Origin of the sequence: Streptomyces palmae (genome assembly GCF_004684805.1) — a bacterium.
Classification (GTDB): domain Bacteria; phylum Actinomycetota; class Actinomycetes; order Streptomycetales; family Streptomycetaceae; genus Streptomyces; species Streptomyces palmae.
Window position 1 is genome coordinate 1 of sequence record NZ_SRID01000170.1, and the last position, 14187, is coordinate 14187.

General features: G+C 73.2%; 11 protein-coding genes and 1 pseudogene. All 12 read left to right on the plus strand.

Features of this window, described 5'->3' with window-relative positions; all coding sequences use genetic code 11:
• Positions 1-515: 515 nt before the first annotated feature.
• Positions 516-1034 carry a DUF2617 family protein gene (locus tag E4099_RS18305; protein WP_135340164.1) on the plus strand — a complete coding sequence of 173 codons (519 nt, stop codon included), beginning with the start codon at positions 516-518 and terminating at the stop codon, positions 1032-1034.
• Positions 1035-1333: 299 nt separating this feature from the next.
• Complete coding sequence (locus E4099_RS18310) at positions 1334-2938, plus strand: polyamine aminopropyltransferase (protein ID WP_209446651.1); 1605 nt, start codon at positions 1334-1336, stop codon at positions 2936-2938.
• Positions 2939-3226: 288 nt separating this feature from the next.
• Positions 3227-4339: an SRPBCC family protein gene (locus E4099_RS18315; RefSeq protein WP_135340165.1), complete on the plus strand. Its 1113-nt coding sequence runs from the start codon at positions 3227-3229 to the stop codon at positions 4337-4339.
• A gap of 107 nt (positions 4340-4446) precedes the next feature.
• Positions 4447-5277 (plus strand): aldose epimerase family protein, encoded by an 831-nt coding sequence (locus E4099_RS18320; RefSeq protein WP_135340166.1) that lies wholly within the window; start codon positions 4447-4449, stop codon positions 5275-5277.
• A 10-nt stretch (positions 5278-5287) separates the two neighbouring features.
• On the plus strand, positions 5288-5827 hold the full coding sequence (gene pyrE, locus E4099_RS18325; protein WP_135340167.1) for an orotate phosphoribosyltransferase: 540 nt from the start codon (positions 5288-5290) through the stop codon (positions 5825-5827).
• Between the two features lie 242 nt (positions 5828-6069).
• Positions 6070-7092: a class II fructose-bisphosphate aldolase gene (gene fbaA, locus E4099_RS18330; RefSeq protein WP_135340168.1), complete on the plus strand. Its 1023-nt coding sequence runs from the start codon at positions 6070-6072 to the stop codon at positions 7090-7092.
• A 294-nt stretch (positions 7093-7386) separates the two neighbouring features.
• Entirely contained in the window at positions 7387-8904 is a 1518-nt protein-coding gene (locus E4099_RS18335; protein WP_135340169.1) for a DHA2 family efflux MFS transporter permease subunit, read from the plus strand.
• A 93-nt stretch (positions 8905-8997) separates the two neighbouring features.
• The gene (locus E4099_RS18340) at positions 8998-9411 is read left to right on the plus strand and encodes a DUF3151 domain-containing protein (protein WP_135340170.1); all 414 of its coding nucleotides are present in this window, start codon (positions 8998-9000) and stop codon (positions 9409-9411) included.
• A gap of 237 nt (positions 9412-9648) precedes the next feature.
• Positions 9649-10506 carry a tryptophan 2,3-dioxygenase family protein gene (locus E4099_RS18345; RefSeq protein WP_135340171.1) on the plus strand — a complete coding sequence of 286 codons (858 nt, stop codon included), beginning with the start codon at positions 9649-9651 and terminating at the stop codon, positions 10504-10506.
• Positions 10499-11737, plus strand: a pseudogene (gene kynU, locus E4099_RS34255) (kynureninase); the annotation flags it as partial. The gene E4099_RS18345 and the pseudogene kynU, both read left to right, overlap by 8 nt.
• 267 nt (positions 11738-12004) lie before the next feature.
• Complete coding sequence (locus tag E4099_RS34260; protein ID WP_342451927.1) at positions 12005-12706, plus strand: alpha/beta hydrolase family protein; 702 nt, start codon at positions 12005-12007, stop codon at positions 12704-12706.
• Positions 12707-12839: 133 nt separating this feature from the next.
• Entirely contained in the window at positions 12840-14054 is a 1215-nt protein-coding gene (locus tag E4099_RS18355; RefSeq protein ID WP_135340173.1) for a cytochrome P450, read from the plus strand.
• Positions 14055-14187 lie beyond the last annotated feature (133 nt).

Sequence of the window (14187 nt, forward strand, 5' to 3'; positions counted from 1 at the left end):
GCTGGTGGGCGGGTGGCGACGGCGGTTCGTCCTCCGGCGACGGTTACTCCTGCGGCGGGGGTTCCTCGTGCGGCGGCGGGTCGTCGTGTGGTGGCGGGTCGTCGTGTGGTGGCGGTGGGTCGTCCTGCGGCGGCGGCAGCAGCTGAGTGGTGGTTCCGGAGCCGGCTGAGTGGTGGTCGGGGGACTGGGCCGGGGGAGTGGGGGCCGGCCGTGCGGTGGGTGAGGGCGCGGCCGGCCGTGGCGTCCGCGGGGCGTGCGGCGGGCCGCCTCGGCGCCGGTCCGCGCCCCGCGCCCGGTCGCACACACCGTGAACAATTGAACAGATGTACGCACTAGGGGACGGAAACCTGGCGAACATGGGTAAAAACGATGTGCCGCCGCGCATTTCATGATTCCGTATTCACGGACCCTACGGACCCCACGTAGGCGTGAGCCGGCATACCCCCGACGCCTCTGGCCCATTCCAGAGAGCGGTCCGGCCGACCTCCCTTACTGCGTGCTTGCGGAGCCGATTCATGCTCACAACCCTGAAGACGGCCTACATCGATACCCGCGCTGCCGACCTCGCCTGGTGCCTGGGCCGGGAGCCGCTCCCCGCCCTGGCCGTTCTCGATCTCCAACTCGACGACATTTCCGTACAGTTGAGGCTGCTCGGGGCCTCGCACCAAGTCATCCTGCGCGGCGCCGAGGGCGTCTGCTCGGAAACCGTCGCCTGTATGCCCGGGAGCAGCACTCCGCTGCCGCTGGGGGTGTCCACCCTGGCCGGAGGCCGGGAGTACGAGTTCGCGGCACGCGTGGAGACGCTCTCCCGCGGTTCGTTCGCCGGTCGCGCCCAGGATCTCCTGGCGCTGGTGGCGGACCATCCCCACGGCCTCGCGGGTACCTTCCCGGGCAGTCCGTACGCCTTCACCGCGATGCTCGCGCAGCGCCACGAGGGGCATGTGGCGTGGCGGACCTGGCATGCCTACCCGCAGGAGGGGCAGTTGGTGGCCACCCGCACACGGGTGGGCGCCCGGGTCACGGCGGTGATATGAGCCGCGTGCCCGCGGTCTGCCCTGGTGGCGGCGGGGTCGGCCGACGGTGATGCGGGCCGCGCGCCCGCGTCCTGTGCCGGTGGCGGCGGAGTCGGTCGGCGGTGAGAGGGGTCGGGCGGCGGTGATGTGAGCCGTGCGCCCGCGGTCTGCCCCGGTGGCGGCGGGGGCGGCTGCCCGCCAGGCGGTGGCCGCCCCTAGCCCTCGGTGCGGGGTGTGGGAACCCAACGCGCCCGGAGGTCTCGGGATTGCACCCATGTGAGTGACGCTGTGTGGTGGAATCGTAACGTAGCGTTGGTTGCGTGATCGATTCGACCGTCCCCACCGCACCAGGCGCCCGCTCCAGGTCGGAGCCGGAGCGCCCGGTCCGGCTGCCCGTGCCCCCCGGGCTGGGCCGCTTCCTGGTGCTGGTCGCCGTCTTCGTCTGCGCCGCCTGCGGCCTGGTCTACGAGCTGGAACTCGTCGCACTGGCAACCTATCTGACCGGGGATCCGGTCACCCAGGCCTCCGTGGTGCTGTCGATGATGGTCTTCGCGATGGGCATCGGCTCGCTGCTCGCCAAGCGGCCGCGCTGCCATGCCGCGGTGTCCTTCGCGGTGGTGGAGGCGGTCCTCGCGGTGGTCGGCGGCGGTTCCGCGATGGCGCTCTACGCCTGCTACGCCTGGCTCGGCCGGTCCCATGTGGCGCTGGTCGGCTTCTCGCTCGCCATCGGGGTGCTGATGGGCGCCGAGGTGCCCTTGCTGATGACCCTGATCCAGCGGGTGCGGCGGCAGGACGCGGGCGGCGCGGTCGCGGATCTGTTCGCGGCCGACTACGTGGGCGCGCTCGTCGGCGGTCTGGCCTTCCCCTTCCTGCTGCTGCCGGCCTTCGGACAGCTGACCGGCGCGCTGCTCACCGGCGCGGTCAACACGGTCGCCGGAGGGGTGCTGGTGCTCTGGCTGTTCCGCCGCGACCTGGGTGTCCGGACCCGCTGGGCGCTGCTTGGCGCCAATGTGGCGGTGCTGTGCCTGCTGGCCGCGGGGGCCGCGCTGACCGGCACCTTCGAGCGTGCAGCGCGGCAGGCCATGTACGGACCGGAGGTGCGCGTCGCGGTCCGCGGCGAGGTGCAGGAGATCGTGCTGACCGGCAGCGGGCGGGCCGGCGCTCCGCTGCGGATGTACCTGGACGGGCGGTTGCGCATGAGCTCCGACGAGGAGGCCCGCTACCACGAGGCGCTGGTCCACCCCGCGATGGCGGGCCCGCACCGGCGGGTGCTGGTGCTGGGCGGGGGCGACGGTCTCGCGGCGCGTGAGGTGCTGCGGTACCCGGGCGTCGAGTCGGTGACGGTGGTGGAACTGGATCCGGAGGTGGTGCGGCTGGGGCGCGGCGACCCCGGCCTGACCGCGCTCAACGCGCGCTCACTGGCCGACCGCCGGGTGCGGCTGGTGATCGGGGACGCGTTTGCCTGGCTGCGCGGCGACGGGCGGCGGAGCGAGCCCTTCGACGTGGTGATCGCCGATCTGCCCGACCCGGCCGAGGCCGCCGGACCCAAGCTCTACGCGCAGGAGTTCTACGGGCTGATACGCCAGGTCATGACCCCGGACGCCCGCCTGGTGCTGCACGCCGGACCGGTCTGCGACCGACCGCGGAACTTCTGGACGGTCGATGCCACGGTGCGCTCGGTCGGCCTGCATACGGCTCCGTACCGGGTTCCCCACCCCGGCCGGGTGGGCCACGGGTCGACAGCCTGCGACTGGGGGTTCCTGCTGGCCGCCGGCACCCGGCCCGGGCTCGGGATCTCCGAGCACGCGCCGCCACTGCACTCGCTCACCGGGGAGGGGCTGCGCCACGGGTCCCGGGAGGCGGCACGGCACCGCCTCCCCGGAGCGCCCGTCTCCACGTTGATACACCCGCGCTACACGGCCTGACGGGCTCGCCGAGCCGGACGGAAGGAGGATCGATCGACACGAGCTGAACGGGGGAACCGGCGCGACTCGGGAGCGGCCCAGACCACTGATGCGGTCCAGACCACCGATGCGGCCGATGGCACCGATACGGCAGATGCGACCGAGGGGGGTGAGGGTGCCCGGTCCGGCCGGGATCGGCGGCTCGGGAAGGGCCATCCGGGGCGTCCTGCGGCCGGGGGGCCGGCGCGGCGCGCGAAAGTTGCGCGCGAGCGGCGCTGAGCCGGGTCCCGGTGGGTAGGCTCGGTCGACATGGAGCATGAGGTGTTCGTTCCGTTCCCCGTCGACACCGTGCGGCGAGCCCTTTCCGACCCGGCCCGTATCGCCCGCAGCATCCCGGGTCTCCAGCAGGACGCGGACCCGGCCGCGGACCGGACCGCCCCGCACGACGCCGAGCAGGCGGCCGTCCTCGCCGGAGGCCATGACATCGGCCCGATCGTCGGGCGGCTGCGGCTTCGGGTCGGCGGCCACACGATCACCTACCGCGGCACCCTGCGGATCACCGAGCGCGCGGGCACGTTCGAGGCCGAGGCGGAGGGGACGGAGGTGCGCGGTGAGGGCACCGTGAAGCTGGCCCTGACCCTCACCCCGACGACCGAGGCCGGTGGGACCCGGCTGCACTGCTCCGGCACGGTGCGCAGCGAGGGACGGCTGGCGGAGTTCGAGCCGGAGGTGACGGACCCGGTCGCCCGGCGGCTGCTGGACCGGTTCGGCGCCGCGCTGTCCTCCGGACTTGAGCAGGCCGAGGCGGCGGAGGTGCCCCCGCAGCAGCCCCCGGCCGAGAGCGGTGCCCAGGGAACCGGCGGTGTCGAGGGAGCCCCGGGCGGCGAGGGGCTCATGGAGCACGCGGACGCGGCGGAGGACGCGGTGCAGGACGGTGGCGAGGGCCCGGCGCAGCATCCGGAGTCGGATGGCGCGCCCGAGGCCGGCGAGAGCGGTGGGAACGGCGCGGACGGTGGGGATGGTGAGGCGGCCGGTGGCGGGCCGCGTACCCCCTCGGTGTTCGAGACCGAGGTCCCACCGCCCTCCCTGGACCCGCGCAGTGACGACCTCGAGGCTGCCAAGGGCCCTGAGGGCAGTGAGGGCATCGACGGGAGCGGTATGGGCGGTGGCGGTATCGACGGCGTGGACCCCTTGGACATCGGGGACGAGCCCCCTGCCGAGGCCGCGCACGCCCGGCGCACCATGATCGGCCGCAGTACCGAGGAGGTCGACCACGCGCCGCCGCGCGGCCGGTACGCCCCGGTCCCGGTGCCGGAGGCGGCACCGGCCGCCGCCGCACTGCGGTGGGCCGCACCGGCCGCCGCCGTGGTGCTGGCCTCCGCCGTGGTGGTGGGCCGCAGGCTGGCGCGCCGCCGCCGCTGACGAGGCAGCCCGCCGCTGACGAGGCAGCCCGCCGGTGGCGGGGCCGGTGGCGTATCGGCGGGCGTGGGTGCGGCGTTCGCCCTCTCGCGGCGCATAGGGTCGGTGGCGTGACCACTGATGACACCGTGACCACTGACCCGAAGGGCGCCCGGCGTGTTCGGCTGAGCGCCGGTGATGCCGAACTGACCGTACTGCCGGACAACGGCTGCCGTATCGGCTCCCTGCGCGTCGGCGGTACGGAACTTCTGCGGCAGGGCGCCTCGTTCGGTTCGTTCCCGATGGTGCCCTGGTGCGGTCGGGTGGCACTCGGCATGTTCCGGAACGGCGCGGAACGCCATCAGCTGCCGATCAACCACCCCCCGCACGCCATCCACGGGACCGGCCGGGACACCGCCTGGCGCATCGCGCAGGCCGAGGCCGACACCGCCTCCTTCACCTACGACCTGGCCGAGCCCTGGCCGTACCCGGGCCGGGTCACCCAGGTCTTCGAGCTGACCCCCGACGCGCTGACCCTGAGCATGGGCGTGGAGACCGTCGGCGACTCCTTCCCCGCGCAGGCCGGCTGGCACCCGTGGTTCCTGCGCAATCTGGGCCGGGGCGGGAGCGACGTACGGATCGACTTCTCGGCGGACTGGCAGGAGGAGCGAGGGGAGGACCACCTCCCCACCGGTCGCCGGATCGACCCGCTCCCCGGGCCGTGGGACGACTGCTTCGGCATGCCGGACGGTGTGGATGTCACCCTCACCTGGCCCGGCGAGCTGGAGCTGAAGATCACCAGTCGCAGCGAATGGGTGGTGGTCTACGACATGCAGCCGGAGGCGGTGTGCGTGGAGCCGCAGTCCGGACCGCCCAACGGGCTGAACACGCTGCCGCGCCTGGTCACCCCGATCGACCCGCTGGAGATCTCCACGACCTGGCACTGGCGCACCCTCGACTAGGCTCATCGGCATGAGCGACGCGCGTGACGCCCTGCAGCAGCAGATCAAGGACAAGGCCGTGGTCCACGGCAAGGTGACCCTCTCCTCCGGGCTGGAGGCCGACTACTACATCGACCTGCGGCGGATCACCCTGGACGCCGAGGCCGCGCCGCTGGTCGGGCAGGTCATGCTGGACGCCACCGCGGACCTGGAGTACGACGCGGTGGGCGGTCTGACGCTGGGCGCCGACCCGGTGGCCGCCTCGATGCTGCACGCCGCCGCGGCGCGTGGCCGGAAGCTGGACGCCTTCGTGGTCCGCAAGGCGCAGAAGACCCACGGGATGCAGCGCCGTATCGAGGGTCCGGACATCAAGGGCCGCCGGGTGCTGGTCGTCGAGGACACCTCCACCACCGGCGGTTCGCCGCTGACCGCGGTGGAGGCCGCTCGCGAGGCCGGCGCCGAGGTCGTCGCGGTGGCCACCATCGTCGACCGCGGTGCCGCACAGGCGATCGAGGGCGCCGGGCTGCGCTATGTGACGGCCTACTCGCTGGCCGATCTGGACCTGGCCTGAGTCAGCCTCCGTCCTCACCGGACGGGCCGCGTACCCTCTCGCCCCTGGCCTGAGGTGCCGCTCTGACCTGGGGTTTCTTCAAGGGTCTGGACGTTTCACGTGAAACGTCCAGACCCTTTGGAGTGGCTGTCGAGGCACTGTAGGGCGCGAACGGGGGAGTCTGGGAGGATAGGCGACGGCGAGGATTCGCCCCTTAGGTCAGGGCCCCAGAACGCAACCCGCACATCACAAGGAGCGGTCAGATGCCCATCGCATCCCCCGAGATCTACAACGAGATGCTCGACCGGGCGAAGGCGGGCAAGTTCGCCTACCCGGCGATCAACGTGACGTCGACCCAGACGCTGCACGCCGCCCTGCGTGGCTTCGCAGAGGCAGAGAGCGACGGCATCATCCAGATCTCCACCGGTGGCGCGGAGTTCCTGGGCGGCCAGTACAGCAAGGACATGGTCTCGGGGGCGGTGGCGCTGGCCGAGTTCGCGCACGTGGTCGCCAAGAAGTACCCGGTCAACATCGCCCTGCACACCGACCACTGCCCCAAGGACAAGCTGGACGGCTACGTCCGCCCGCTGCTGGCCATCTCCCAGGAGCGCGTGGCCGCCGGCCAGAACCCGCTGTTCCAGTCCCACATGTGGGATGGCTCGGCCGAGAAGCTGGACGACAACCTCGCCATCGCGCAGGAGCTGCTGGCCGAGGCCGTGAAGGCGAAGATCATTCTCGAGGTCGAGATCACCCCGACCGGTGGCGAGGAGGACGGCGTCTCGCACGAGATCAACGACGAGCTCTACACCACCGTCGCCGACGCCGAGCGCACCGCGGAGGCCCTGGGCCTGGGTGAGAAGGGCCGCTACCTGCTGGCCGCCTCCTTCGGCAATGTGCACGGCGTGTACAAGCCGGGCAACGTGGTGCTCCGCCCCGAGCTGCTGCGCGACCTCCAGGACGGGGTGGCCGCCAAGCACGGCAAGGCCGACCCGTTCGACTTCGTCTTCCACGGCGGCTCCGGCTCCACCGAGGAGGAGATCCGCACCGCGCTGGAGAACGGCGTGGTGAAGATGAACCTCGACACCGACACCCAGTACGCCTTCACCCGCCCGGTCGCGGCCCACATGTTCGCCAACTACGACGGCGTGCTGAAGGTCGACGGCGAGGTCGGCAACAAGAAGGCCTACGACCCGCGCAGCTGGGGCAAGCTGGCCGAGAAGAGCATGGCCGAGCGCGTCACCAAGGCCTGCGCCGACCTGCGCTCCACCGGCACCAAGCTGAAGTAGCGGCGCGGCCGGACCGCGGGGTCCGGCCCCACCGGCCCGGCTACGAGCCATCGGCCTGGCCCCATGGGCCACCGGCCACCGGCCCGGCACCCTCGACCGAGGGTGCCGGGCCGTACGCGTCTTCGCGAGGGCGCCCGGCGCGATCGGGTGTTCGGGCCGTGCGCGTTCAACGGGGCACTGGGTGCGGTGAGGGCTCGGGCCGTACGCGTTCGCGGGGCACTGGGGGCGGCCGAGGGCTCGGGCCGGTTGCGCCGCCGGGTGGCTGCGAGCGGTGGCTGCCGGGAGGATCGGAGCATGACGGACTCCGTGGCAGCGGCCCCCGGCGCGGTCCGGCTCAGCCAGCCGGTGGGGCGCTGGGTCCTGTTCACCACCATCCTCGGCTCCAGCATGGCGCTGCTGGACAGCACGGTGGTCAATGTGGCGCTGCCCCGGATCGGCGCCGACCTGGGGGCCGACCTGGCGGTGCTCCAGTGGACCGTGAACGCCTACATGCTCACCCTGGCCGGGCTGATCCTGCTGGGCGGGGCGCTGGGGGACCGCCTCGGCCGCCGACGGGTCTTCGTGGTCGGCGTGGTGTGGTTCGCGGTGGCCTCGCTGCTGTGCGGGCTGGCCCCCAATGCCGGCGTGCTGATCGCCGCCCGCGCCTTCCAGGGCATCGGCGGGGCGCTGCTCACCCCCGGCTCGCTGGCGCTGATCCAGTCCACCTTCCACCCGGACGACCGGGCGCGGGCGGTCGGCGCCTGGTCCGGGTTCGGCGGGGTGGGGGCGGCGATCGGCCCGTTCCTGGGCGGCTGGCTGGTGGACGGGCCCGGCTGGCGCTGGGTGTTCTGGCTCAATGTGCCGCTGGCCGCGCTCTGCGTGCCGATCGCGCTGCGGTGGGTGCCGGAGTCCCGGGACCCCACGGCGCGCGGCTCGTTCGACGTGCTCGGCGCCGCGCTGGGCGCGCTGTCGCTGGGTGCGCTGACCTATGCGCTGATCGAGGCCCCCAACCGCTCCTCCACGGCCCAGGTGGCCGTGCCGGCGGTGGCGGGGGTGCTGCTCGGCTGGGCCTTCGTGTACGTGGAGCGCCACCGGGCCAATCCGATGCTGCCGCTGGACATCTTCGAGTCCCGCCAGTTCACCGCGATCAACGTGGTGACCCTGTGTGTCTACGCGGCGTTCGGCGGCTTCTTCTTCCTCTCGGTGCTCCAGTTGCAGATCTCGGTGGGTTACTCGGCGCTGGCCGCCGGTACCGCGCTGCTGCCCACCACGGTGCTGATGCTGCTGCTGTCCGCGCGCTCCGGCGAGGTGGGGCGGCGTATCGGGCCGCGCATTCCGCTGACCGTCGGCCCACTGCTCTGCGCGGCCGGCATGCTGCTGATGGTCCGGGTGGAGCCGGGCGCGGTGTACTGGCGGGATGTGCTGCCCGCGCTGGTGGTGATGGGCCTGGGCATGGTGGTGCTGGTCGCCCCGCTCACCGCCACCGTGCTGGCCTCGGTCGATGTCGGCCGGGCGGGGCTGGCCAGCGGCATCAACAACGCCGCGGCACGGGCGGCCGGCCTGGTGGCGGTGGCCGCGCTCCCCCTGCTGGCGGGGCTGGACCCGACCGCGTACCGGTCGCCGGACCGGTTCACCGACGCCTTCCGAGTGGCCATGCCGATCTGCGCGGGAGTGCTGGTGCTCGGCGCGCTGATCGCCTGGGGCACGGTCCGGTCCGACGTGCTGGAGCCGACGCCGGAGGAGGAAGGGCACCCGCGGTGCCACGCGGAGTGCCGGACGCACTGCGCGGTGGCCGCCCCACCGCTCGACCCGGGCGACGAGAAAGCGAGGTAGCCGGCTTCCGGGATGGATGTCGGCTCCCGGGGTGGGTGGTGGTGTTGGGAACGGTTGGGGCCGGGTGGAGGTCGGTCCGGCAGACTGGATCCCATGCCGATTCACGAGAACCTGCTCGGGGGACCGCCCCCGACCCACCTGCCCGACGACCCCCAGCCGCGGGAGCTGCTGGCCTCCGGGGCGGCGCCCACCGAGGTGGCCGCCAGGTACCCGTCCTCCTCCCTGGCCTGGGCGCAGCTGGCCGACGAGGCGTTCGAGGCCGGGCGCGTGGTCGAGTCCTACGCGTACGCCCGCACCGGCTACCACCGCGGTCTGGACGCGCTGCGCCGCAGCGGCTGGAAGGGCCACGGCCCGGTGCCGTTCGAGCACGAGCCCAACCGAGGTTTCCTGCGGGCCCTGCACGCGCTCGCCCGGGCCGCCCAGGCGATCGGTGAGGACGAGGAGTACGAGCGCTGCTCGACCTTCCTGCGGGAGAGCTCCCCGACCGCCGCGGAGACCCTCTCCTGAGGTCGGAAGACGTCTCCTGAGGCGGTGGTGACACCGCGCGCGCCGGTTCGTACGGACGCGCGCGAGGGCCCGTCAGCGCGCTGGGCGCGCAGGCGGGCCCTTGCCGTACGCCAGTGCGCCACGCAAGATGCGTTTGGGACCGGAATTGATCTCCGGTCCCAAGAGGGGACCGGGGCTCCGATGCCGAGACGAAGGGGCGGACCGCTACCCGGGAGCACGCAGTACTAGGAGACAGTGATGTCACACCATCACGATGCGTACGACCCTGCCCAGGACGAGACGGAGACCCCGAATCTCGATTTCCAGGGCACCACCCCCTACGAGGACTACGTACAGGCGGACGTCCTCACTCATTTGCAGCACCCGCTGTCGGACGATCCCGGCGAGATGGTCTTCCTGGTCACCACCCAGGTCATGGAGCTGTGGTTCACCGTCATCGTCCACGAGTGGGAGACCGCGGCGCGGGCCCTGCGCGCGGACGACCTGCCCACCGCGCTGGCCGCGCTGCGCCGCTCGACCTACGAGCTGGAATCGCTGAACGCGTCCTGGAAGCCGCTGGCGCACCTCACGCCCGGCCAGTTCAACTCCTACCGCTCCGCCCTCGGCGAGGGCTCCGGTTTCCAGTCCGCGATGTACCGGCGGCTGGAGTTCCTGCTCGGCGAGAAGTCCGCGTCCATGCTCGTCCCGCACCGGGGCGCGCCGCGGGTGCACGCCGAGTTGGAGAAGGCGCTGGCCGAGCCCAGCCTCTACGACGAGGTGCTGCGCTTCCTGGCCCGCCGCGGCTGCCCGGTGCCGGCCACGGTGCTGGATCGCGACCCGACCCAGCGCTACCAGCCGGACCCCGCGGTGGAGGCCGTCTGGCAGGGGATCTACCAGGAGGCCGGCGCCGGGGACACCGAGCTGTCCCGGCTCGGCGAGGCGCTGACCGAGGTCGGCGAACTGGTCTGGCGCTGGCGCAACGACCACCTGGTCGCCACCCGGCGCGCGATGGGCGCCAAGACCGGCACCGGCGGCTCGGCCGGCGTGGCCTGGCTGGAGAAGCGCGCCGCCAAGAACGTCTTCCCCGAGCTGTGGACGGCGCGCAGCCATGTCTGAGCACCTGGCCGCGGAAGCGGCGCGGCTCGATGCCGCGGACGGCCTCGCCACGGTCCGGGACCGGTTCGACCTGGACGACTCCACCGTCTACCTGGACGGCAACTCGCTCGGCGCCCTGCCGAGGTCCGTCGCCCCGCGCCTGAACGAGGTGATCGCGCACGAGTGGGGCAGGCTGCGGATCCGCTCCTGGGGGGAGAGCGGCTGGTGGACGGCGCCGGAGCGGGTCGGCGACCGGATCGGCCGGCTGATCGGCGCGGCCCCCGGGCAGGTGGTGGTGGGCGACTCCACCAGCGTCAACGTCTTCAAGGCGGTGGTGGCCGCGGTACGGATCGCCCAGCAGGACGCGACCGCCGCCGGCACGGTCCGGGACGAGATCCTGGTGGACGCCACCAGCTTCCCCACCGACGGCTACATCGCCGAGTCGGCGGCCCGGATGACCGGCTGCGCCCTGCGCGCGCTGCCTCCCGGGGAGATCGCCGAGGCCGCGGGGCCGCGTACCGCGGTGGCCCTGGTCAACCACGTGGACTACCGCACCGGGCGGCTGCACGACCTGCCCGGCATCACCGCCGCGGTCCACGCGGCCGGCGCGCGGGTGGTCTGGGACCTGTGCCACAGCGCGGGCGCGCTGCCGGTGGGGCTGGACGCGCATGGCGTGGACCTGGCCGTGGGCTGCACCTACAAGTACCTCAACGGCGGGCCCGGGTCCCCCGCCTACCTGTACGTGGCGCGGGACCTCCAGCCCCGCTTCGACTCCCCGCTGCCCGGCTGGAACTCCCATGCCGACCCGTTCGGCATGGACCCGGCCTACCGCCCCGCCGAGGGCGCGCTCCGCGGCAGGGTCGGCACCCCCGACATCCTGTCGCTGCTCGCCCTGGACGCGGCGCTGAACGCCTGGGACGGGGTGCCGATCGAGGCGGTACGCGCCAAGAGCCTGGCGCTGACCGACTTCTTCCTGCGCTGCGTGGCCGCGTACGTCCCGGCGGGCCGGGTGGTCTCGGTGACCCCGGAGGCCCACCCGGAGCGCGGCAGCCAGGTGTCGCTGCGCTGCTCCCCGGAACTCTCGGGCGCCTCCGGGCACACCGCCGAGGCGGTGATGGCCGAGCTGATCCGGCGCGGCGTGGTCGGCGACTTCCGCCACCCCGATGTACTGCGCTTCGGCTTCACCCCGCTGTACACGAGCTTCGCGGACGCGGAGCACGCGGCACGGATCCTGGCCGAGGTGCTGGGCGCGGACAACCCGGGCGCGGCCCATATATCGGCTGCCCCGGGCACGACCGGCATATCGGCCACCCCGGCAGCCTCGGATGCCAACGATGGGTCGGCGGCCCCGGAGGTCGCCGACGTCTCGGGCACCCCGAGCACCTCGGCTACCCCGACCGCCCCAGCCGCCACAGCGGCCGGTGACGGTGCCGGGCCCCCGGACGAGGAGCGGACTCTGCTCGAACTGCCCGCGGTGCCCCCGCACGAGAGCGTCCGGTACGGCGAACACCCCGATCAGGTGGTCGACTTCTATCTGCCGTCGGACGGGGCCCCGCAGGGCCAGGGCCCGCTGGTGGTGCTGCTGCACGGCGGCTTCTGGCGGCAGGCGTACGACCGGACGCATCTGACGTCGTGCGCGGCCGAACTGGCCCGCAACGGGCTGGTCGTCGCGCTCGCCGAATACCGGCGGGTCGGCGGGGCGGGAGGTTGGCCGCAGACCGGCGAGGACGTGGCCGCACTGGTGTCCGCGATCCGCCGTCATCCGCTGGCCCAGGGCCGTCCGCTGGTGCTGGCCGGGCACTCCGCCGGTGGGCATCTCGCGCTGTGGGCGGCTGCCCAGCCCTCGACCGGGCAGCTCCGAGTGGTGGTGATCGCCCCGCTGGCCGACCTGGCCCTGAGCGACCGGCTGGGCCTGAGCGGCGGGGCGGTGGCCGACCTGCTCGGCGGTCCGGAGCGGGTGGCCGAACGGCTGCCGGAGGCGGACCCGGTGCGGCTGCTGCCACTCGGCCATCCGGTCACCATCGTGCACGGCACCGCCGACCCGATAGTGCCGCTCGCGGTCTCCGAGGGGTACGTGGCCGCCGCGCGGGCCGCCGGTGAAGCGGCGGGCACCGGAGGACCGGAGCCGGAACTGCGGGTGCTCGACGGGGTGGGCCACTACGCCCCCGTCATCCCCGGCACCCCCGCCTTCCGCACCCTGCTCACCGTGCTCCAGGGCTGAGGATCGTCTTCCGGATCCGGCCGCGGACATGCCCGAGCGGGCATGCCGGTCCGGCCGGATCCGGAAGACGGGTCCGCCCCCCACCGCTCCCGGCCGGCGACGGCGGGGCACCCGCGGACTACGCTCCGCGGGTATGAGCACCGTCGCCGCGTTCGATCCATGGAAGCCGTCCTTCGTCACCGATCCCTATCCGTCCTACGCGGAACTGCGCGAGCGCGGACGGGTGCACTACTTCGAGCGCACCGACCAGTGGTTGATCCCGCGTCACGCCGATGTCAGCGCGCTGCTGAGGGACCGGCGGCTGGGCCGCACCTACCGGCACCGGTTCACCGACGAGGAGTTCGGGCGCCCCGCGCCGTCCCCGGCGCACGAGCCGTTCCACACGCTCAACGACCACGGGCTGCTGGACCTGGAACCGCCGGACCACACCCGCATCCGGCGCCTGGTGTCCAAGGCGTTCACCCCGCGCACCGTCGAGGTACTCGCCCCCACCGTGCGGCGGCTCGCCGAAGGGCTGGTGGACGACTTGCTCGCGGAGGGCGGCGGCGACCTGATCGCGCAGGTGGCCGAGCCGCTGCCGGTGGCCGTGATCGCGGAGATGCTGGGCGTTCCGGAGGCCGACCGGCGGCTGCTGCGCCCCTGGTCGGCGGATATCTGCGGGATGTACGAGCTGGATCCCGGCGAGGAGGTGGCGCGGCGTGCGGTGCGGGCCTCGCTGGAGTTCTCCGCGTATCTGCGTGAACTGATCGCCGCCCGCCGCGCCCATCCCGGCGAGGACCTGATCAGCGCGCTGATCGCGGCGCACGACGGGGGCGACCGGCTCACCGAGCAGGAGATGGTCTCCACCTGCGTACTGCTGCTGAACGCGGGGCACGAGGCCACCGTGAACTCCACCGGCAACGGCTGGTGGGCGCTGTTCCGCAACCCGGAGCAACTGGCCCGGCTGCGGACCGACCCGCAGGGGCTGCTGCCGACCGCGATCGAGGAACTGCTGCGCTTCGACAGCCCCTTGCAGTTGTTCGAACGGTGGGTCCTGGAGGACATCGAGGTCGCCGGGGTCCCCATACCGCGCGGCAGCGAGGTGGCCCTGCTGTTCGGCTCCGCCAACCGGGATCCGGACCGCTTCGACCGCCCCGAGGTGCTGGACCTGTCCCGCACCGACAACGCGCACCTGTCCTTCGGCGCCGGCATCCACTACTGCCTGGGTGCTCCGCTCGCCCGGATCGAACTCGCCGCGTCCTTCGGCGCCCTGCTGCGCCGCGCCCCCGGCCTGCGCCCGGTCCGCGAGCCGGAGTGGAACCCCGGCTTCGTGATCCGCGGTCTGCGGGAGCTGCTGGTCGAACTCTGAGACCCCGGCCGCCCGACGACCGGTCGGCGCGCGGCGGGCGGGTGTTGGCCGGGATGCGGTGCGGGGCTCCGGGGTCGGGCCCGTCGTGGCGGGAATCCACCGCTGTCTCTTGTACACATCTGACGCTTCCGAC